The sequence below is a fragment of the Rossellomorea oryzaecorticis genome (assembly GCF_038405515.1).
Classification (GTDB): Bacteria; Bacillota; Bacilli; order Bacillales; family Bacillaceae_B; genus Rossellomorea; species Rossellomorea oryzaecorticis_A.
This window is the reverse complement of the sequence record NZ_JBBYAF010000008.1, coordinates 50,561-70,747: the sequence shown is the minus strand read 5'-3', so window position 1 is coordinate 70,747 and position 20,187 is coordinate 50,561. Positions and strand designations below refer to the sequence as shown.

Genomic DNA, 20,187 nt, shown 5'->3' with positions numbered 1-20,187 from the left:
CTACTTTTATAGTAGGATTACTTTGTATTTAAGTCAGAATTAGTATCTTACTATGAATGAGGGAATCGCAATGAAAAAAATTTACGTGATCCATGAAAATAGTGAATGGACCAACCATCTGGCAAATCGGTTGGATGAACTCGAGCTTCCATATGAAGAATGGTTCCTCGACCAAGGGGTTGTCGATTTAACAGCAGCTCCTCCACAAGGGGTATTCTATAATAGAATCAGTGCGTCATCCCATACACGAAACCATCGTTATGCACCGGAACTGACGGAAAGTGTTCTGTCCTGGCTGGAACGGCATGATCGAAAGGTTTTGAATGGGACCCGTGCACTCCGTTTAGAAGTCAGTAAAGTGAATCAATATATGTCATTGAATGCAGCTGGAATCAAAACACCTAAGACCATTGCTGCGGTCGGAAAAGAACACATTATTCAGGCTGCCGAAAAGCTTGGCACGCTGCCGTTCATCACAAAGCACAACCGTGCCGGTAAAGGACTGGGCGTACAGTTATTTCATTCAGTAGAAGCGCTGAAGGAGTATGTTTACAGTGATTCTTTTGAGGAACCATTAGACGGTACAACGTTAATTCAGGAATATATTCAATCACCTGACTCGTCCATCACCAGATGTGAGTTTGTCGGCGGGAAGTTTCTATATGCCGTCCGCGTAGATACATCCGAGGGCTTTGAACTATGTCCAGCTGATGCCTGTCAAATCGATGAATTATTTTGTCCGGTGGGAGAGAAAGAAGAAGCACCGAAGTTCCGGGTGATCGATGATTTCGATGACGGAATCATTTCTGACTATCAATCCTTCCTTCGTGAAAATAAAATTGATGTCGCCGGTATAGAATTCATCAAGGATGCTGACGGATCTTTGTATACGTATGATGTGAATACGAATACCAATTATAACAAGGATGCTGAACAGGCTGCAGGGAAATTTGGCATGCTTGAGCTTGCAAAGTACTTGGGAGAAGAATTGGACAAGGTTGAATAAAGTACATGTGGATTGTGGCGGCCCCTCTTTATAGAGGGGATTTTTTGTGCTTCAGATAGACGGTTTATTGGAAGTGAATTGGAAAAACGGATGAATTACTTGGGAAACTCGAAGATTATCGGAGAAAACTCGAAGATTTTCAGTGGAAACTAAAAGATTATTGGCACAAACTCGAAGATTATGGTCCGAAACTCGAAGATTCCTGTTGAATTTAAGGAGGGGAATGAATTTTTCACTTTATATTTTGGAAGAACTGTCAAATCGAGTATCAAACTGACCTCAATTTGAACTTTATCCGTACATATCTGGTGTCCAGGTCATTAACTCTTGCTTGTCGGGGCTGGGCGAGCCACCGCAGCATTTCTTATTGAACTTTTACCAATTATCTGATAATATATATTTCTGCTCCCAAACGCCTACATAATTTTTACAGATTTCTATAGTTCTCATTTAACGTGTTAGACCGCACGGGAGTCGTTACCCCGGCGGCATGATTAAGACGTTTATTTCTCCATTGCGTAAAACCACATTCGAAAGGAGAAAGCTATGACGAAGGAATCAGCATTACACCCCGATTTTTCAAATGAATCTGAACGACTGGAATTCACAAAAAGGTATATTGACGTGGTGATTGAAACATCGCAGTCAAGCAAAGAGAAGTACAAAGAAAATATGGAAAAAGCATTTGGAGATGTCGATTGGGGAGAGTCGAGTGCGGCCTACATCGACATCCTGACAAACTCGAGCTTTTTCGAAATGTCGAAAGAAGAATTGGAATCTCTTCTGAAAGCAAAGAATAAACCGTATTTTGCCCGAATCGATTTTAAAAATGAGGGTTCAGACAAAACAGAGAAGCACTACATCGGAAAGACATCCTTGTATCAACGTGAAAACCAGGAACAAATCATCGTAGACTGGCGTTCGCCGATTGCTAATCTTTATTATGAAGGAAGGATTGGTGATGTCTCATACGAGGCAGAGGGTGAAACGTATGCGGGGGATCTTTCCTTAAAGCGCCAGTATATGATTGAGGACGGGGATCTTGAAGAGATCAGGGACATCGACCTGACCACGACAGATGAGCTGCTTCAGGATTCTTTAGCCAAGAGTTCCAGCAATCGACTAACCGAAATCATTTCCACCATTCAAGAAGAACAAAACAGGATCATCCGGGCCGACCTGAACAGACCGATTATTGTGCAGGGTGCGGCAGGCAGCGGGAAAACAACCATAGCCCTTCACCGGATTTCCTACTTTATTTATAATTACAAACAGCATTTTGATCCGAGGCAGCTGATGATTCTTGCTCCGAGTAATCTCTTCATCGATTACATCTCGGAAGCATTGCCCGAGCTTGGCGTGGAAAGAGTGAGGCAGACGACTTTTTCCGATTATGTCATGACCTGTCTCGAAAAGAAGTTGAAGCTGGTTGAAGATGACAAGCTGATCAGGCTGATTGAGCAGAATCGTGATTCGGCGGTCCAACAGGCTTCATGGATTTCTGGGTTCAAGGGATCAAAAACCTTCAGAAAAATCCTCGATCACTATCTTGAAGAAATCGAAAAAAGGTTCTACCCATCCGAAGACTTCTATGTGGACAAATACAAACTCTACTCAGCAAAGAAATTCACGTATCTTTTCAAAGAAGAATATACTTATATGCCTGTCTACCGCAGACTTGAGAAGCTGAAATCCTTATTGCAGAGCTATGTACGTACGAATAAGAAGCAAATGATCGAGAAAGTGGAGACCTTCTTTGACGGGAAGATTGAGAAAGCACTTTATCAGCGTACGGGTGCCGCTAACCGGAAAGAGTATATTTCCAAAGCACTGGATAAGAAGGCTGAAAGGCTCGAAGAAGTGAAGAAGGCAGTCAGGACAAGTGTTTCCCAGTATATGAAGCAGTTTGAAAAGAAAAATCTGGAACAGTATTATTCAGAGCTCTTTTCAAATCCGGAACGGCTGGTGAAGTACTCGCATGGCGAGCTGGATATGAGTCAGGCGGAGGATCTTTGCTTCTATTCGGTGAATCTCCTGATGAAGAAGAAATACGAGCTGGAGGACCTTGCACCGCTCCTATACTTGCAGACTCATCTGTTCGGAATCGACAAGTTCTATAAAGCAAAAAACATCGTAATCGATGAAGCACAGGATTACAGTTATATGCAGCTATATGCACTGAAAAGGGCGTTAGAAACCGATATGTTTACCTTGGTAGGGGATCTCGCTCAAGGCATTCATTCCTACAGGGGGCTTCAAGCATGGGATCCCGTCTTCAAGGAAGTATTTCCGAGAGCCACATATACTGAGCTTCAAAAAAGCTACCGTACGACGATTGAAATCATGGAAGAAGCGAATAAGCTTCTGAGCCTCCTGCCTTATGAATTTCCAAAGGTGAAGCCGGTTGTCCGTCACGGGGAAGCCCCTGATTCTTATACGTATAAGAAGAGAGAGGAGCTTTCAGTCATAATCAGAGACAAGGTATCTCAAGGTAGAGAAGAAGGATTCCAAACATTTGCCGTCATCGGGAAAAGCATGAAGGATTGTAAAATGATCTATAAAATCCTCGATGAGCAAATGCCCGGGAAAGTGAAGCTATTGGAGGAGCAGGAGTCAATACCAAAGGACAGAATCGTCGTGGTCCCTTCCTATTTATCAAAAGGACTGGAATTTGATGTCGTCATGATTACGGTCATCGACGAAATATTCAGCAGTCAGAACGAACTGGACATCAAGCTGCAATACGTTGCGATGACCCGTCCGCTTCACAAACTTTCCTTCATTGGAAAAAACATGAACCAATTCATCAACAGGTAAAAGTTTAAGGCCTGTCCTTCAGTGCTTACATGTACTGAGGGACGGGTCTTACATATTATAGGTAATTTGTCATGGTTTTGTAGTATAATAGAGGCAAAGAGTTTTGGCATTATCTGACTTTGAGTGAAGGAGCTTGCTTTCTATGTTCTCTGCGGTATCTATTATGCTGCTTGCAGCAGGTGCGGTGGCGGTCTTGATTCTGATTGTCTTTGTATGGAAAGTGGTTGTACATTATAAACAAAAGATAGCCAATATGGAGAGCATCTATCAGCTTGTAGAACGTTCTCAAGATATCATCTATCATTTTGAAATAAAGCCTGATTTTGAATATAAATATTTGAGTCCTTCCATTGAAAAAGTATTAGGTGATAATTTAATAGAAGAAAGCAAGAAAAATCCTTTAACTGCCTTTGATCGAATTCATCCAGATGATTATTCGATTCTTCTGCGAAAAATATCCGGGAAGCTTGATTATACGAAGCCGGTCAGACAGAGGTGGAAGAATGATGAGGGAGCGTATATTTGCTTTGAGGAATTTGTAACACCGATTTATGAAAATGGGGAATTGACTGCGATACAGGGAATCATACGCAATGTGGATGATAAGGTAGCCCTTCAGAACGAACTGGAATATAAGGCGACGCATGATTCGTTGACTCAGCTGTTTAATCGTGAATACTTTGAGACTCAAATGCAGAAATTTAACCACTGTGAAGACATTCCTGCAGGCCTGGTCATCTGTGATCTGGATAACCTTAAAATGATAAATGACCGCTGGGGTCATAAAAAGGGAGACTGGTTACTTGTAGAAACAGCAGGCATCCTACAGTTGATCTCAACTGAAAATATTTCAGTCTCCAGAATAGGCGGGGATGAGTTTGCAATACTAATTGAGTACAGCACACCGGAATTCCTTGATGAACTAGTTCATCGTATTCAATCGAACATCTATACCTATAACCAAAACAACGCGAATTTCAATATAAGTATGTCAATCGGTTATGGCCATGAGGACTCATCCTGCGGAATGATGGAAGAACTCTTTAAAAAAGCCGACCAGCAAATGTACAGGCAAAAACATCACCATAACAAGGCCCGTTCTTCAGTGCATTAAAGCAGTGAGGGAGGGGCCTTGAATTATTTGTGAAATCATATCATTCGCCTTTTCACTTTTTGTTTTAGTAAAATACAGGAAGGAGGGATGCTAAATGTTAAAGAATTTACAAAGTAAAAAAACGTTACATAATGGAATAGAAATTCCTTACGTCGGACTTGGCGTCTTCCAAATGAAGGATCCCCGTGAAACGGTTGAAGCTGTGAAGACGGCGATTGATTCAGGGTATCTTTCAGTCGACACGGCCGCGGTTTATAAGAACGAGGAAAGTGTCGGTGAAGGGGTCAAGGAGAGCGGGGCAAGAAGAGAAGATCTCTTCATTACTTCAAAGGTATGGAATAGTGATCAAGGCTATGATACTACCCTGAAAGCCTTCGAAACGAGTTTAAAGAAACTGGATATGGATTATATGGATCTTTATTTGATCCACTGGCCTGTTGAAGGGAAATACAATGATACATGGAAAGCCCTCGAAAGACTGTATAGTGAAGGATTGGTGAAATCAATCGGGGTGAGTAACTTCCATCAGCATCATCTTGAAGACTTGATGAACAACAGTAATGAAAAACCGGTAATTAACCAAATCGAGTGTCACCCCCGTTTGAATCAGGAAAAACTCCGGACATTCTGTCAGGAAGAAAATATTGCTGTGGAAGCATGGTCTCCAATTGCACAGGGCAGAGTCCTTGATGAACCTGCCTTGAAACAAATTGCTGAAAAGCATGGAAAGTCTTCCGCACAAGTCATCCTGCGCTGGCACCTGCAAAACGATGTCGTGATCATCCCGAAATCGGTTCATGCAAACCGTATCAAAGAAAACGCAGATTTATTCAATTTCGAACTATCCACAGATGAGATGAACCAAATCAACGACATAAATCAAGACGAACGCTTCGGCCCAGATCCCGACAATTTCGACTTTTAATTTGAAAAGCCCGTCCCACTGCTTTAAAGCGATGAGGGACGGGCCTTTGTTTGCGAATTTATTTTAAATGTTGACAGGTGAGGAGTTGGTAAGATACAATTATCTCGAAATCAAAATAAATGGCACTGAGATATATTTTTTTACATCAATGTCTCAATTTCAAGATATTCAAATAAACAATAAATGAATTTGAAACGTTTTATTTTGGTTTCCTTTGGGAAGAGATAAAAGAGGAAGTTTTTAGTGAATGAAGAATTATTTAACTGCAGGAAGCTGCAAGAAGCATTGAGATTCAATGCCTGCTTGGTATGTAAATGAAAACGAAGGTTTATGTATTACAGCTTACCAGCATACTTACTTATGTGCATCATCAATTTTTTATATAAAAAAGGAGAGATAATTATTATGTCTAACGTAAAATTAGCAATCATGTATTACAGCTCTACTGGTACGAACTATCAAATGGCAAAGTGGGCTGAAGAAGCAGCGAAGGAAGCAGGAGCGGAAGTGAAATTACTACGTTTTGAAGAAACGGCTCCAGAAGCAGCGATCTCTTCAAATCCAGCATGGGAAAAGCATTATAATGAAACTAAAGACAGTGTTCCGGTCGTCACTCTTGACGATTTAGAGTGGGCAGATGCATACCTTTTCAATGTTCCGACCCGCTTCGGGAATGTTCCTTCCCAGGTGAAATCTTTCTTGGATACAACAGGGGGCCTTTGGTTCCAGGGGAAATTGGCGAACAAAGTAGTGAGCGCAACATCATCTGCAAGTAACTCACATGGCGGTCAGGAGCAGACAGTTCTGGCACTATACACGACAATGATGCACTGGGGTGCGATCATTGCAGCACCTGGCTACACGGATGAATCATCGTTTGCTACCGGAGGGAATCCTTACGGAACCAGTGTAACGGTTGACCAGGAAGGCAATATGGTGGAAAGTGTAGAGCCTGCTGTAAAACATCAGACACGCCGTACGATTCAAGTAGCGGAAGCGATTAAAAACGGATTAAAATAATATGTGAAAAAAGAGTACCCGGCTCACAGCCGGGTACTCTTTTTATTGGATTGAATACAGATTTACAACCCTATATCATCCAAACACTCAGCCTCACACTCAATCCTTTCACCAGTCATTGGGTGCGGAAATGAAATCCACGCAGCATGCAGGGCCTGACGGTTGAATAAGGGCTTGCCTCCGTATAAAGTATCGCCTGCGAGCGGATGTCCGATGTGACTCATATGAACCCGGATCTGGTGGGTCCGTCCTGTATCGAGCACCACTTCGGTAAGAGTCATATTATCTCTGAATTCTAATACTTTATAGTGAGTGACTGCTTCCTGACCTGAAGGAGACACTCTTCTCCTTGTATTATGATGACGGTCACGGCCGATTGGCTCTGAAATGGTGCCATTCTTCTGCTTGACCCTGCCGTGAACGAGTGCCAGATAAGTTCTTTTCACTTTACGCTCAATCAGCAGCCGGTCAAGAATGGCTTTACTTAACGGGTGTTTGGCGAAAATGACCGCTCCCGAAGTATCGCGGTCAAGCCTGTGGATATGCATCACCCGGCAATGCTCCCCCTTTGATTGAAAGTGAAAAGCAATCAAGTTCGCAAGTGTACCCGTATCATCCGAATGGTTGGGGTGGGTATCGATCCCGGCTGGTTTATTTACAACAATTAGATGATCGTCTTCATACAAGACATGCAAATCACCATACGATGGAGGAACATCATAGTCTACTTTTTTGAATAAATTAATTTGCAGAAGATCGCCGGTAGATAAGGGGTTATCCCAAGGGAAGTATTCTCCATTTATTTTGATATCCTTATCCATTCTCATGGAGTGAATAAGTTTTTTCGGGGCTTGCCACTGATTCTTAAGGATGTGCTCTATCGTTACATTTTTCCAATTTGCTGGTATCACCACTTGATAGAGTGAACCTTTTCTCATTGTTTTCATCAAAAAGCTCCTTTAAATGACAAAAATCTTATACATTAATGGGTATTTACTACCATTCAAGCACCTGTTTTACCAAATTCATGGGTATAATTACCACACTTGATGGTTCTTATCTATGTTATTCTAAATGTATCTATTACAGAGAGATTACAACCATTACAAAGGTGGGTTATTTGGTGAAGGTATTACTAGCTGCAACGCATGAACAGGACAATAAAATCCAGGAATTAATCAGTCATATGTATTGTACTATTTTCCCTGATTATTTCACAGACGAAGAAATTGAGCAATTTGAAGATATGGAAATCTTACATACTACGAATAGAAACTTTGAATATTGCGGTACATTGAAGGAAGCTTTCCAGGTGATCTCAAGTCTGCAGACGCTTATATCGATTGTGGAATGTGGAGTGCGGGATGAGGTTTATGAGGATATGTTCTACCACAATGTTCAGATACTCCAAGGTTTCGGGCTCTTCTTTCCGTTGTCTTTTGATCAATTCACAGATGAATCTGAATGCAAACACTCGCTGAGTGTCTATTCAAAGGCTGCCAATCAGTTGTTAATTTAGTGATTGTTTAGAAAATTAGATTAATGAGTTTATTTCTTAATCATCGGGGAATATATCAAGTAATCAATTTAATTTGAGGATACAGCGTATCTTCTCTTGAAATTCCTCCTCATTGACAGGGGCCGACGATTTGAGTCGGCTCCTCTTTTTTTGGCTAGTTATTTTAAACACCGCTGTTGATTTCCGTGCAAGACTTCGCTTTCCGCGGGCGGCCGGTGAGCCTCCTCGTCGCAAAGCTCATCAGGGGTTTGAAATGTCCAGCTACAGGGCTTAGAGGCACATGTCATAAGCCAAACCGACCAAGAAGGCAAAGAACGCCTTCCAGGCCGATTCGTCTTATGCCACACGCCTCTGAGCAAAGCCCTTCCGCTTTTCTAATAGGAGTCTTCGTCTTGCACTACAATCAACAGCTGGAGCCACTTTAAATCAACAAGTTGCTTCAAAAACGGCCCTACCTCACTTCTATTATCAGCGAGGTAGGGCCGTATCCGTATCAATTTATTTCACATTTCTCTCAAAGAAGCTTCTGAATTCTTCTTCAGGCTGGCTTCCGACGATCCGGTCGACTTCTTCACCGTTTTTGAAGTGAACAAGGGTAGGTGTGGCTTCGATTTGATAGTCCGTCCAGCCCTGTTCGAATTCCAGTACATTGTATTGGACCATATCCACTCCCATTTCTTCAGCAAGGGGGGCAAGTACAGGTGTCGTTTCTTTACAATGCGGGCATGTGGAGCTGTAGAAATATACCGTCACATCTTCTTTATTTTCAAGCTTCTTATCAAGTTCTTCCGGAAGGATGACATTTTGATAATTGGGGTCATCCATTAATTCCACGGTAGCAGGGTGAAGCTTATCCTTTTTGAACTTGTTTCCTTCTGCTTTTTGACTGTTTTGCATGTTTGTCACTATGGCGATCGCCGCAAACAGTCCGACGACAACGGCTAAAAAGATAATGATTTTCTTCAATCTAATGGTCCTCCTTTAATGCTTTAAGCGTTAGTAGACTTGCAATGAAGATAATAATGAATCCTAAAAGTGCCAGGAACGGAATCGTCATGAATCCCATCCAATTTATATATTCGCCTGTACACGGCACACGCCCGCATGAAGGAGCGCTTTCGGAAAGAAATGAGATTTTCTGCAGAGAATAATGATAAAGGGAGATAGCAAGTCCGATTCCGGATAAAATCAAAGAGTATATAGCAGCTTTGAAATCTTTACGGACATAAGCAACCCCCAGCAGTATGACCATTGGATACATCAGTATGCGCTGATACCAGCATAACTCGCATGGTTCATATTTCATCACTTCTGAAAAAAACAAGCTGCCGAGTGTGGCTGTAAGTGAAGCGGCCCATCCCAGAAAGAGAAGGGAATCTGCTTTTTTATTCATAATGAAATCCTTTCTTCACGTATTTTCTCTTTCTATTATAACGGTAACTCTCTCAAGTCTGTTATGAAAAGTTGATCGTTTTTCAACAATTTTATGTAGTGCTCCATCTATATAGTAAGTTTTATTCAGGGGATGAGCAAATCATCTGCGCCTGCCGGTTCAAAATCCTTCAAAAATGTTTCTTTCTTTTGGTAAAATAATATAGATTGCCATTCAAACTTTGTTGGCATGCACTCATGAACTTCGTTTCACCCGTGCATGCTAAGGGTATGAAAACAGTGTATAAAGGAGTGATTCACGTTGGCAGAAAAATTGGATTTATCTCAATTTGAGAAAAAAATGATCATACGTCCAATGGAACATAAGGACGTTAAGCATATAATCAGCATGCAGGAAGTCTGTTTCCCCGGCATGGAGCCGTGGAAGGTAGAACATTTGGAAAGTCATTTGGATGTATTCCCGGATGGTCAGCTTGTGGCAGAACTTGATGGCGATATCATCGCATCCTGCTCGAGCTTGATTATCAACTTTGACGAGTATGATGATCGTCATACCTGGGATGATGTAACAGACAACGGATACATAACGAACCATAATCCGGACGGCTATAACTTGTATGGAATCGAAGTGATGGTCCACCCGGATTACCGCCGCATGAAGGTGGGGCACCGTTTGTATGAAGCACGTAAGGACCTTGCACGCCAATGGAATCTTAAAAGCATCATCATTGGAGGGCGGATCCCGAATTATTATAAGCACTCTGATGAAATGTCACCAAGGGAATACGTCGATGCGGTGGGCCGCCACAAAATCTATGACCCTGTTTTGTCTTTCCAATTACTAAACGGATTTACATTGATGCGTATCAATCCGAATTATCTTCCGGATGACAAGCGCTCGCAAAAGTATGCTACTTTGATGGAGTGGAACAATGTTGATTATCGTCCATCAAGCAAACGGCATTTCAAAACGAGTTATCCAGTACGGATCTGCGTCGTTCAATATATGATGCGCAAAATCAACTCGTTTGAAGAATTTGCGAATCAGGTAGAATATTTTACCGATGTGGCTTCTGATGCGAAATCTGACTTTGTTGTGTTCCCTGAAATTTTCACAACCCAGCTTATGTCATACCTGAATATCAAATCGCCAAGCCTTGCTGTGAGAAAGCTGACTGATTTCACAGAGGAATACATTGAACTCTTTACAGACTTGGCGGTTCGCTACAATGTCAATATCATCGGGGGATCGCATTTTGTAAAGGAAGAGGATGACGAAATTTATAACATTGCGTACTTATTCCGCCGGGATGGGACCATCGAGAAACAATATAAAATTCACATCACACCAAATGAACGGAAATGGTGGGGAATCAGCCCTGGAGATTCAGTCAGGGTGTTTGATACCGACTGCGGAAAAATTGCCATTCAAATCTGCTACGACATTGAGTTTCCTGAGCTTGCCCGCATTGCGACGGACAAAGGGGCAAAGATTATCTTTACTCCTTTCTGTACGGAAGACCGCCAAGGCTATCTTCGTGTAAGATACTGTGCGCAGGCACGTGCGGTTGAAAATCAAATCTACACGGTTATTTCGGGTACAGTTGGAAACCTGCCGCAAACGGAGAACATGGATATCCAATACGCGCAATCAGGGATTTTTGCACCGTCCGACTTTGAATTTGCGCGCGATGGGATTGTCGGAGAAACCAACCCGAATATCGAGATGGTCATGATCGGCGACGTCGATTTGGAAGTGCTGCGCCGCCAGCGCCAGTCCGGAACGGTCCGCCAGCTTAAAGACCGCCGTCATGACGTGTATGGAGTGAATTATAAGAAATAGTAAACATTGAAAGACTCAAGGAATCAGACTTTTTCCTTGGGTCTTTTTTGTAGGCGGAGCGCAGTATAATAATGGAATGCTGAATAATTCATGATTCCATGAAAAACAATAAATTAACTCAGGATAGTTAAAGGAGGGTCTATGATGCTCAATAAACTTATACTATGGTTCATTCTAATTGCCCCCTGGTTTTCATTGTTCTTTTTAAAAAAAGAAGTTGTTAAGCGATTTATTCCAGTTTCACTCCTTGCCTCTTTCATCATGATCGTTTATAATCTCGTGGCTGAAAATCAGAACCATTGGGAGATAAATGTTTCAATCATCCCTTCCTTGGAACCTGCTTTTGTGTCTGGTGTCTTTGGGGCATTTCCTGTCATCACCCTGTGGATATTCCATTTTACTTTTGGACGTTTCTGGAGATATGCAGTGACAAATGTGATTGCTGATTTTATGTTTGCTTTGTTTCCTATTCATTATGTTTTACAAGATGTTTTGGGCATTTATACACTGGTAAACATCAACCCATTTGAAAGGTTCATTCTATTTGTTGCATTTGCCATGATTCTTTATGGTTTTCAGGCCTGGTTCGATAAGGATGATGATCCCCTGTCAATGTAACTATCATAGAACAATACAACTTAATACCTCCCCTGGCTATAATGAAATTATGCTAAAATAAGAACGGTTACATCTTGTCGGATTGTGACGGAAGGTTTTAAAAGGAAAACGGGTAACTATGGTAGAATTAATTATTATACAGCATTAGGAGGGGATCGTAATGAGTTGGGAAACAGCTTGGAAAAAATGGAGTGACTACCTACATATCGATCGTGAAATCAATGACCTTTTAGTATCAATGAAAGACGATGAAAAAGCACTGGAGGATGCATTCTATAAAAACCTTGAATTCGGGACTGGAGGAATGAGAGGGGAGATTGGTCCTGGAACCAATCGCATGAACATATACACGGTTCGCAAAGCCTCTGAAGGTTTGGCCCGTTATATAGAAGAAGAAGGTACTGAAGCAAAAAGGAGAGGCGTGGCCATCGCATATGATTCCCGCCATAAATCTCCCGAATTTGCAATGGAAGCAGCCAAGACACTTGCGACACACGGCATTCAAACCTATGTATTCGATGAACTTGCCCCTACCCCGGAGCTGTCATTTGCACTACGGTATTTAAACGCATTCTCAGGAATCGTGGTCACGGCAAGTCATAATCCCCCTGAGTATAATGGATATAAAGTATACGGTGAAGACGGGGCCCAATTGCCTCCACATATTGCAGACGCAGTAATCGAAAAAGTGAACGAAGTGGAAAACGAACTTGAAATAGAAATCAAATCCGAAGAGGAATTGAAGTCACAAGGTTTGATAAAAATGATTGGCGAAGAAATACACCAATCTTATCTTGATCACTTGATCTCCATTTCAGAAACGCCTCAAATCAGCAGAGAAGTTGATTTGAAAATTGTGTTCTCACCTTTACACGGTACGGCTCTCGAGATGGCTGACAGAGGATTGAAGGCCCTGGGTTATGAACAAGTCCATATTGTAAAAGAGCAAGCAAAGCCTGACCCTGAGTTTTCGACTGTTAAATCTCCGAATCCAGAGGATAAAGAGGCTTTCGAATTGGCAATACGTGACGGAAAAGAAATGGATGCCGATATCTTGATTGCAACAGACCCGGATGCCGACCGCTTGGGAGTGGCGGTGAAGGGGGACGACGGGGAATACGTGCTGCTTACCGGCAACCAGACAGGCGCTGTTCTCTTGAATTACATTCTTTCACGCAAGCAGGAAAAGAACATGATCCCTGCCAATGGACGTGTATTCAAAACGATTGTTACCTCTGAGTTAGGAAGAAAAGTGGCCGAACATTATGGTGCGTCCGTAGAAGATGTCTTGACAGGTTTCAAATTCATAGGAGAAAAAATAAAGAAGTATGAAGAATCGGGTGAATATACATTCCTGTTCGGATATGAAGAAAGTTACGGCTATCTAATCGGAGACTTCGCACGAGATAAAGATGCGGTTCAAGCGGTCTTGATGGCTGCAGAAGCTGCCGCCTATTATAAGAAACAAGGAAAAACCCTTGTTGACGTCCTGAACGATCTGTTTGAGCGCCACGGCTACTATCAAGAAGGCTTGAAGAGCCTGACGCTGAAAGGGAAAGAAGGAGCGGAGCAGATACAAGGGATCCTGAAGAAGTTCAGAGAAGAGCCCCTGGCTGAAGTGTCAGGCCTGAAAGTGTTATCAGCAGAAGATTATAAATCGAGCAAAAAAGTCGAACTTGCTACAGGAACGGAAACGGCAATCACGCTTCCAGCATCGAATGTATTAAAATATTTCCTTGAAGACGGTTCATGGGTATGCCTTCGTCCATCAGGGACTGAGCCGAAAATAAAGTTCTATTTCAGTGTCATCGGCAAAACTCAGAAGGAAAGCGATGAAAAATTAGCTTCCTTGACAGAAGATTTAATGAAGAAAGTAGAAACCATCATTCAGTAATTGCTATGGTCTGTCTCTTGTTGTTGTGAAGCAGTGAGGGACGGGCCTCGTCTCTTTTCAGGATAACGCAGAGTATAACAACTTCCGGGGAAGAGATGATAGAAATATAAAGTCATCAAAGAGTGAAAAGGAGAATGAAATATGTTAAATGATCAAGTAGCGATCATTACCGGGGCGTCCAGGGGGATTGGACGTGAAATTGCACAACAGTTTTCAAAAGAAAGCACGAAACTTTCGCTGGTCGGACGTTCTGAAGATATACATAAAGCAGCTCAAGAACTGAAATCAAGCGGTTTTGAACATGTCATTTCCATTCAAGCGGATGTGTCGAAAGAAGAGGACGTCCAAAAAATCGTTGATGAAACACTATCGGCTTACGGAAAAATAGATATACTCGTCAATAACGCCGGAGTAGGCTTTTTCAAACCGACAGAAGAAGTGACGGCAGATGAATGGAAGAAAATCTTTGAGGTAAATGTTCAAGGTGTCTTCCTATGCTCAAAAGCCGTACTTCCACATATGAAAGAACAGAAATTCGGAACGATCATCACGATTTCTTCCGATGTCGCCCGATACACCATTCCTAACGGTTCGGCATATGTAGCCACCAAATATGCCGTCCAGGGCTTCTGCGGTTCACTTGCTCAGGAAGTAAGGGAGTACGGAATCAGAGTCGGTACAATCAATCCGGGGATGGTGGATACCTACTTTGCAGACTCCAAGCAGGGGCTTCCTGAGAAAGAAGACTGGCTGAAAGTAGAAGATATCGCAAAATCAGTCATTTACATGGCTTCAGCTCCGAAACACATGCTGATCGATGAAATCAAGATTCATCCGTTTGCACAGGACTATCCAATTGCATAACTTCTGCTGAGAGGGGGAATCCTGCCCCTCTCTTTTTTTGTAGAGAGTTTTGGACCCTCCATTTTGTCCTTCAAAAAAAGAACAAATGTTTTCAACCAAAAGTCGCAGGAAAATTCCTTCTTTCTGAGAATATCGAAATCCATATAAAGCTGTATAATAATAGTAAGAGAACAGAGAGGGCGATGACCATGAATGAGGAGGCACTTTCAAATATCGAGCTTTTGAAAGAAATTGCCGAATTCTTGAATAACGAAACGGAGCAGTCTGATATGCTCCATGGTGCCCTGAAGAAATTGATCAAAGGCACAAGCTTTACGACGGGATGGATTTTTTTCATCGAAGAGGGCGGGAAGCATCAGCTTGCCTCGTATGAAAATCTGCCGGAATCACTGGAAAACAATGAATGTGAACTGATGCATAATGGCGGGTGCTGGTGCGTCAACCGTTTTCGCAAAGGCAAGCTGACGAAAGCCTCGAACATCATTGAATGTCAAAGAATTGAAAAAGCAATCGAGGAGAAAAGGGGCAACACCGACCATATCACCTATCATGCGACGGTACCATTGCAATCCGGTGAGGAAGCCTATGGGTTGTTAAATGTAGCGGCTCCTCATAAAACGCATTTTTCCAAGGATGAATTGGCACTGCTTGAATCGGTTGCTTTTCAAATAGGATCTGCAATCAAGCGGATCGCCCTCACAAAAAAAGAACAGGAAATCGCCCTGCTGGCAGAAAGAAACAGGCTGGCAAGAGATCTGCATGACTCTGTGAATCAGTTGCTATTTTCGCTTACGCTGACTGCCAGAGGCGGTGCAGAGATGACAAGTGAAGAAGATGTGAAGGACACGTTTAAGACAGTGCAGACTCTTGCCCAGGAAGCATTATCCGAAATGCGTGCCCTAATTTGGCAGCTGCGGCCGCATGGACTGGAGAATGGCTTAGTGGAAGCGGCAAAAGGATACTCTGACATGCTTGGATTAACCTTGGAAGCAAGGGTTGAAGGAGTCATCTCGTTAAGCTCTAAAGTGGAAGAAGTCCTGTGGAGGGTCAGTCAGGAAGCACTGAATAACTGTAAAAAGCATTCAGGGATTAAGAATATCAGCTATCTATTAAAAGACGAGAGCAATAGGGTCGCTCTTATGATTGAAGATAAAGGCTACGGTTTTCAATACGATGAGGATCAGCCATTGCCAACCATCGGAATTGAAAGCATGAAAGAACGGGTGAAGAGCCTGGGAGGAACATTTCATTTAAAGAGTGCACTGGGAAAAGGAACAAAATTAACGGTGAAAATACCGTATTAGGAGGACCGGTATGACGATTCGTATCTTGATTGCAGACGATCATCACGTAGTAAGAAGGGGTTTGGTTTTCTTTTTGAAAACCCAAAAGGATATAGAAATCATAGGAGAAGCGAAAAATGGTGCAGAAGCTGTCCAGCTGGCAGAACGCCTGCAGCCTGACCTGATCCTGATGGACCTCATGATGCCAATTATGGACGGGATTGAAGCAACCAAAGAAATCAAAAAGAAGCATGGCGCTTCCATTCAGGTTCTCATGCTGACGAGTTTTTCCGATCAAAACCATGTAATCCCGGCAATCGAAGCAGGCGCCGCAGGTTATCAATTAAAGGATATTGAACCGGATGAGCTGGTCAACAGCATCCGGAAGCTGTTATCCGGTGAAAACTCCCTTCACCCAAAAGCAACCAATCACTTACTGACCAGAATCTCAAAACAAGATCCCCCTCATAAAATCCATACTCTTACAAAAAGGGAAAAAGATGTTTTGGCCGAGTTGACAAAAGGGAAGAGTAATAAAGAAATTGCTTTAAGCTTATATATCACGGAAAAAACGGTGAAAACACATATCTCCAACATTTTCTCAAAGCTTGAGGTATCTGATCGTACACAAGCGGCACTTTATGCCGTAAAACATAATTTGGCTTGAAAATAGAAAGGACGTTTTAAATAATGAACATCATGATTATAAATGGCAGCCCGCGAAAACGAGGGCGTACCGGAATAGCAGCACGATTCATCGCAAGAACCTATAATGCTGACTTGATTGATCTTAGTGATGGGTCCCTGCCTCTTTATACAGGTGAACAGGAGCAGGCGGATCTTCAATCGGTGAAGTCCCTGAAACAAAAAGTGAAAAATGCCGATGCGGTCATATTAGCTTCGCCGGAATATCACAGCGGCATGAGCGGCGCTTTGAAGAATGCGCTGGACTTTCTGAGCAGTGAGCAATTTGCGCATAAACCAGTGGCGCTGCTCGCGTGTGCCGGAGGGGGAAAAGGCGGGATCAACTGTCTGAATAACCTCAGGATAGTGGCACGCGGCGTCTATGCAAATGTTATCCCAAAACAGCTTGTCCTCGATCCGCACTGCTTTGATTATGACAATGACGGGTTGTTGGAAGAGCCGGCAAAGCTGGTTGATGATATGATTCAGGAATTGAAGGTCTATGTAAAGGCGGCGGAGATTGTGCAGAAGGATGCGCCTGCTAAATAATTGGATGATTGAAACTGACGCATGGTGTCGGTTTCTTTTCTTTTGGTGTGTTCTGTGTTCGGCAGGTTGGTTGTGGAAGAGGTCGTTAATGTCGATTCTTGTAGAATTGTCGGCAAATCGCTAAAAGATGTCCGCATTTCCGTTTTATCGTCAGGAAATCTCAGGGATCGTCCGCAAAATGAAATTCTCGTCCGTAAAATCCAAAAAATGTCCAATAGTGTTCTGCTTACCATAAAAATGCCGATTTTCACATAAAAGCCGACTGTATGCAAATACTAAAAGCTGATTCAGCAGATAAATCTGCTGAATCAGCACGGTTAGGTGGAATTCTCTTTTTACATTTCTGCAAATGTTTCCTCAAGTGGTTGCTCGACACTGAAGGTATAATTTGCATGTTCTATATATCGCAATAAAGTGTAAAGGTTCCGTTCGACAACGGTGTAATCCTTTGAAAAGTGATAGGCGTGCAAGAAGTGTTCAATCCTCTTCGAAAGAAGGTCATCTTTCGTCCTAACCATCAGAATGAGCAGGTTATCCCATTCCGATCGGTGGGTGTAGTACAGGGCCCGGTCATAATCGACTTTGTTCACTTTTTTCCCTCCTTCTGAAGGGGGTAATCTTATTGTGTGAAGAAATCCCACATTATTTTCTCTGAAAAACTTGGTACTCTTGCTTGCACTGACTTTCCTTCTATTGGGTGAATATTTTTATCTTTTTACATCACCCTATTTAGTAAGAAGACATAAGAGGTGATTAGATGAAACAGTCAATAATGATGCTGATGGCAGTCTTTTTTCTTTTATTTACAAGTAATGTCCAGGCACAACAGCCGTCGGATTATGAAAAGTTCGGGCGCATCGCCACGGCTGTTATAAAAGAAGATTACCCCGGGCAGCCTTTAAAGGAATATAAGTATCAGGGCCGTCAAAAAATGGACGAAAATAAGCTTGCGGATTCTTTTGAATTCACGGTACAGGATAATAACGAAGAGAAAAAAGTTATTGTGAAAGTGGTACATGATATCAATAATGAGAAGACACTCAACATTTCTGTTGAGGAGCAAAAATAAATTCACAGCGGCTGGCTTAAATCGTAATAAGCGAATTGAGTCAGTTTTTATTTTTACCGAGTTGTTGATACATAAATGACAGGTGTTCACCGTCAGAATTGTTTGATAAAATAAAATCAATATGAATTGAGAGAGGAGCCTTCATCCAATGTGATCTGTCTTTTACCTTACAAATAAATTGAATATTGGGAGGAAAAAGACATGGCTTCTAAATCATTTCAACATCTTTGGATCGGGCAGGCACTGGCGAATATGGGGGATATTCTTTACATCGTGGCATTGATTTCCCTTATTCATACGATCACAGGATCGCCTGTGTTTCTGACTGCCGTACCTTTAGTGATTACATTTTCAAGATTTATCAGCAGCGTGATGGCACCCCTGTTATTAAATCGTTCTCAAATGAAATCGTTAATAGCATATTCACAGCTGGCAAAGACAGTACTGCTGATTATTTTTTTGGTTTTAGTTTTATATTCATTAGGAAATGTGTGGATCTACTTAGCGGCCGCAAGTGTGATTTCTTTCTTGGACGGATGGGCGCTGCCAGCTAGAAACGCTTATATTCCATTTATTGTGAAGCGGGAAGAATTGATGGGGGCGAATGGATTTCTGTCGACTGTCGATCAAACCATTCAATTTTCCACCTGGGCTCTTGGCGGGGTATTGCTGGCATTATTGAATGAAAGCCTCTTATTCATCCTTGTCATTCTGCTGTTTCTTGCGAGTACGCTTTATATGCTGAAGCTGCCGGTCATCCCCGTCACCACGATTCAACAGAAGAAATATTGGTGGGAACAATTCGGGGAAGGCTGGTCTGAAGTGAGGAGCAGTAAACGGCTTAGAAATATATTCTTCATTTACGGGTTGGAATCTACAGCCGGAGCCGTTTGGATTGCTGCCGTTCTTTATCTTTATGTGGACATCGTCCTGCAGCGAAGTGAAGCATGGTGGGGATTCATCAACAGCAGCTTTTTCGTCGGTTTGGTGATTGCTTCTTTTCTTGTTTTCAAACTGCACGGCTTTTTTTCAAAAAGCCGGCATGATTGGCTGCCCCTGTGCATGATCGTGACATCCATTGTGACAGTGATTTTTGCCTGGAACAAAGCGGCCCTGCTTGCACTGCTTCTATCTCTGATCTTCGGTGCATTCGATCAGATAAAAACCATCATTCTGCAAACATATCTGCAGGAGAGTACACCTCATGAAGAGATAGGGAAGGTATATGCCGCACAAGGAGCATTGACAACCCTTTTATTCGGACTTTCCTCTTTAGGGGTGGGGCTGTTGTTGGAAATCACTAGTGTACAAATCATTTTTACGATTTCGGCAATCCTGCTCTTACTGACATTGATTCCAGTAATTTCCCTTAGGAAAGAATAAATGAGGAAAAGGCTGTATCCGTTACTAACGGGTACAGTTTTTTTAGATTGGTGTTGTATTTAGAATGATAAGAATCCAGCAGTTGATTGGAGTGCAAGACGAAGACTCCTGCGGGAGAAGTGGCCAATGTGAGACCTGTCCAGTTCCGGAGGCTAGAGGCTCGAGACATAAGCCATGCCATCCAAAAAGGCAAAGAGCGCCTTTATG

Annotated in this window: 19 protein-coding genes; 15 read left to right on the top strand and 4 right to left on the bottom strand. The window is 42.4% G+C overall.

What is annotated here, in order from left to right; all coding sequences use genetic code 11:
* Window positions 1–70: 70 nt before the first annotated feature.
* From AAEO50_RS06065 to wrbA, 5 genes are all read left to right on the top strand, one after another.
* The gene (locus tag AAEO50_RS06065) at window positions 71–1,006 is read left to right on the top strand and encodes an alpha-L-glutamate ligase (protein WP_341981562.1); all 936 of its coding nucleotides are present in this window, start codon (window positions 71–73) and stop codon (window positions 1,004–1,006) included.
* Window positions 1,007–1,552: 546 nt separating this feature from the next.
* Window positions 1,553–3,823 carry an RNA polymerase recycling motor HelD gene (gene helD, locus AAEO50_RS06060; RefSeq protein WP_341981560.1) on the top strand — a complete coding sequence of 757 codons (2,271 nt, stop codon included), beginning with the start codon at window positions 1,553–1,555 and terminating at the stop codon, window positions 3,821–3,823.
* 142 nt (window positions 3,824–3,965) lie between these two features.
* Window positions 3,966–4,937, top strand: a complete 972-nt coding sequence (locus AAEO50_RS06055; protein WP_341981558.1) for a sensor domain-containing diguanylate cyclase — start codon at window positions 3,966–3,968, stop codon at window positions 4,935–4,937.
* A gap of 94 nt (window positions 4,938–5,031) precedes the next feature.
* Window positions 5,032–5,862, top strand: coding sequence for an aldo/keto reductase (locus AAEO50_RS06050; protein WP_341981556.1), 831 nt, complete (start codon window positions 5,032–5,034; stop codon window positions 5,860–5,862).
* 405 nt (window positions 5,863–6,267) lie between these two features.
* A complete protein-coding gene (wrbA, locus tag AAEO50_RS06045; protein WP_341981554.1) occupies window positions 6,268–6,882 on the top strand; it encodes an NAD(P)H:quinone oxidoreductase in 615 nt (204 codons plus the stop codon).
* A gap of 62 nt (window positions 6,883–6,944) precedes the next feature.
* Here the strand turns inward: wrbA and AAEO50_RS06040 are convergent, their stop codons facing one another.
* Window positions 6,945–7,829, bottom strand: coding sequence for an RluA family pseudouridine synthase (locus AAEO50_RS06040; RefSeq protein ID WP_341981552.1), 885 nt, complete (start codon window positions 7,827–7,829; stop codon window positions 6,945–6,947).
* Window positions 7,830–8,005: 176 nt separating this feature from the next.
* Between AAEO50_RS06040 and AAEO50_RS06035 the strand changes: the two genes are divergently transcribed.
* A complete protein-coding gene (locus AAEO50_RS06035) occupies window positions 8,006–8,401 on the top strand; it encodes a YhcU family protein (protein ID WP_341981550.1) in 396 nt (131 codons plus the stop codon).
* Between the two features lie 498 nt (window positions 8,402–8,899).
* On the opposite strand, the gene AAEO50_RS06030 is transcribed toward AAEO50_RS06035, so the two are convergent.
* Both AAEO50_RS06030 and AAEO50_RS06025 read right to left on the bottom strand, forming a co-directional pair.
* Entirely contained in the window at window positions 8,900–9,367 is a 468-nt protein-coding gene (locus AAEO50_RS06030; RefSeq protein WP_341981548.1) for a thioredoxin family protein, read from the bottom strand.
* Window position 9,368: 1 nt separating this feature from the next.
* Window positions 9,369–9,794: a disulfide oxidoreductase gene (locus AAEO50_RS06025; RefSeq protein ID WP_341981546.1), complete on the bottom strand. Its 426-nt coding sequence runs from the start codon at window positions 9,792–9,794 to the stop codon at window positions 9,369–9,371.
* 300 nt (window positions 9,795–10,094) lie between these two features.
* On the opposite strand from AAEO50_RS06025, the gene AAEO50_RS06020 reads away from it, so the two are divergent.
* From AAEO50_RS06020 to AAEO50_RS05990, 7 genes are all read left to right on the top strand, one after another.
* Window positions 10,095–11,636 (top strand): bifunctional GNAT family N-acetyltransferase/carbon-nitrogen hydrolase family protein, encoded by a 1,542-nt coding sequence (locus tag AAEO50_RS06020; RefSeq protein ID WP_341981544.1) that lies wholly within the window; start codon window positions 10,095–10,097, stop codon window positions 11,634–11,636.
* A 144-nt stretch (window positions 11,637–11,780) separates the two neighbouring features.
* Window positions 11,781–12,254: a hypothetical protein gene (locus tag AAEO50_RS06015; RefSeq protein ID WP_341981542.1), complete on the top strand. Its 474-nt coding sequence runs from the start codon at window positions 11,781–11,783 to the stop codon at window positions 12,252–12,254.
* A gap of 160 nt (window positions 12,255–12,414) precedes the next feature.
* Window positions 12,415–14,148 (top strand): phospho-sugar mutase, encoded by a 1,734-nt coding sequence (locus AAEO50_RS06010; RefSeq protein WP_341981540.1) that lies wholly within the window; start codon window positions 12,415–12,417, stop codon window positions 14,146–14,148.
* 141 nt (window positions 14,149–14,289) lie between these two features.
* Window positions 14,290–15,012 carry an SDR family oxidoreductase gene (locus AAEO50_RS06005; RefSeq protein WP_341981538.1) on the top strand — a complete coding sequence of 241 codons (723 nt, stop codon included), beginning with the start codon at window positions 14,290–14,292 and terminating at the stop codon, window positions 15,010–15,012.
* A 188-nt stretch (window positions 15,013–15,200) separates the two neighbouring features.
* A complete protein-coding gene (locus AAEO50_RS06000) occupies window positions 15,201–16,316 on the top strand; it encodes a GAF domain-containing sensor histidine kinase (RefSeq protein WP_425383158.1) in 1,116 nt (371 codons plus the stop codon).
* Window positions 16,317–16,326: 10 nt separating this feature from the next.
* On the top strand, window positions 16,327–16,962 hold the full coding sequence (locus AAEO50_RS05995; protein WP_341981535.1) for a response regulator transcription factor: 636 nt from the start codon (window positions 16,327–16,329) through the stop codon (window positions 16,960–16,962).
* 23 nt (window positions 16,963–16,985) lie between these two features.
* Entirely contained in the window at window positions 16,986–17,528 is a 543-nt protein-coding gene (locus tag AAEO50_RS05990) for an NADPH-dependent FMN reductase (RefSeq protein ID WP_341981533.1), read from the top strand.
* A 335-nt stretch (window positions 17,529–17,863) separates the two neighbouring features.
* Here AAEO50_RS05990 and AAEO50_RS05985 read toward each other — a convergent pair whose 3' ends face one another.
* Window positions 17,864–18,118: a YhdB family protein gene (locus tag AAEO50_RS05985; protein WP_341981531.1), complete on the bottom strand. Its 255-nt coding sequence runs from the start codon at window positions 18,116–18,118 to the stop codon at window positions 17,864–17,866.
* A gap of 167 nt (window positions 18,119–18,285) precedes the next feature.
* Here AAEO50_RS05985 and AAEO50_RS05980 point away from each other — a divergent pair, with 167 nt between their 5' ends.
* Window positions 18,286–18,597 (top strand): DUF3889 domain-containing protein, encoded by a 312-nt coding sequence (locus AAEO50_RS05980; protein ID WP_341981529.1) that lies wholly within the window; start codon window positions 18,286–18,288, stop codon window positions 18,595–18,597.
* A 201-nt stretch (window positions 18,598–18,798) separates the two neighbouring features.
* Window positions 18,799–19,980 (top strand): MFS transporter, encoded by a 1,182-nt coding sequence (locus AAEO50_RS05975; RefSeq protein ID WP_341981527.1) that lies wholly within the window; start codon window positions 18,799–18,801, stop codon window positions 19,978–19,980.
* Window positions 19,981–20,187 lie beyond the last annotated feature (207 nt).

Bases quoted from the DNA above. Each gene is read 5' to 3' on its own strand.
- AAEO50_RS06025 (WP_341981546.1), bottom strand. From the start codon at position 9,794: ATGAATAAAAAAGCAGATTCCCTTCTCTTTCTGGGATGGGCCGCTTCA.
- AAEO50_RS06005 (WP_341981538.1), top strand. From the start codon at position 14,290: ATGTTAAATGATCAAGTAGCGATCATTACCGGGGCGTCCAGGGGGATT.
- AAEO50_RS06015 (WP_341981542.1), top strand. From the start codon at position 11,781: ATGCTCAATAAACTTATACTATGGTTCATTCTAATTGCCCCCTGGTTT.
- wrbA (WP_341981554.1), top strand. From the start codon at position 6,268: ATGTCTAACGTAAAATTAGCAATCATGTATTACAGCTCTACTGGTACG.
- AAEO50_RS06065 (WP_341981562.1), top strand. From the start codon at position 71: ATGAAAAAAATTTACGTGATCCATGAAAATAGTGAATGGACCAACCAT.
- AAEO50_RS05990 (WP_341981533.1), top strand. From the start codon at position 16,986: ATGAACATCATGATTATAAATGGCAGCCCGCGAAAACGAGGGCGTACC.
- AAEO50_RS05975 (WP_341981527.1), top strand. From the start codon at position 18,799: ATGGCTTCTAAATCATTTCAACATCTTTGGATCGGGCAGGCACTGGCG.
- AAEO50_RS06050 (WP_341981556.1), top strand. From the start codon at position 5,032: ATGTTAAAGAATTTACAAAGTAAAAAAACGTTACATAATGGAATAGAA.
- AAEO50_RS06040 (WP_341981552.1), bottom strand. From the start codon at position 7,829: ATGAAAACAATGAGAAAAGGTTCACTCTATCAAGTGGTGATACCAGCA.
- AAEO50_RS05995 (WP_341981535.1), top strand. From the start codon at position 16,327: ATGACGATTCGTATCTTGATTGCAGACGATCATCACGTAGTAAGAAGG.
- AAEO50_RS06010 (WP_341981540.1), top strand. From the start codon at position 12,415: ATGAGTTGGGAAACAGCTTGGAAAAAATGGAGTGACTACCTACATATC.
- AAEO50_RS06055 (WP_341981558.1), top strand. From the start codon at position 3,966: ATGTTCTCTGCGGTATCTATTATGCTGCTTGCAGCAGGTGCGGTGGCG.
- helD (WP_341981560.1), top strand. From the start codon at position 1,553: ATGACGAAGGAATCAGCATTACACCCCGATTTTTCAAATGAATCTGAA.
- AAEO50_RS05980 (WP_341981529.1), top strand. From the start codon at position 18,286: ATGAAACAGTCAATAATGATGCTGATGGCAGTCTTTTTTCTTTTATTT.
- AAEO50_RS06000 (WP_425383158.1), top strand. From the start codon at position 15,201: ATGAATGAGGAGGCACTTTCAAATATCGAGCTTTTGAAAGAAATTGCC.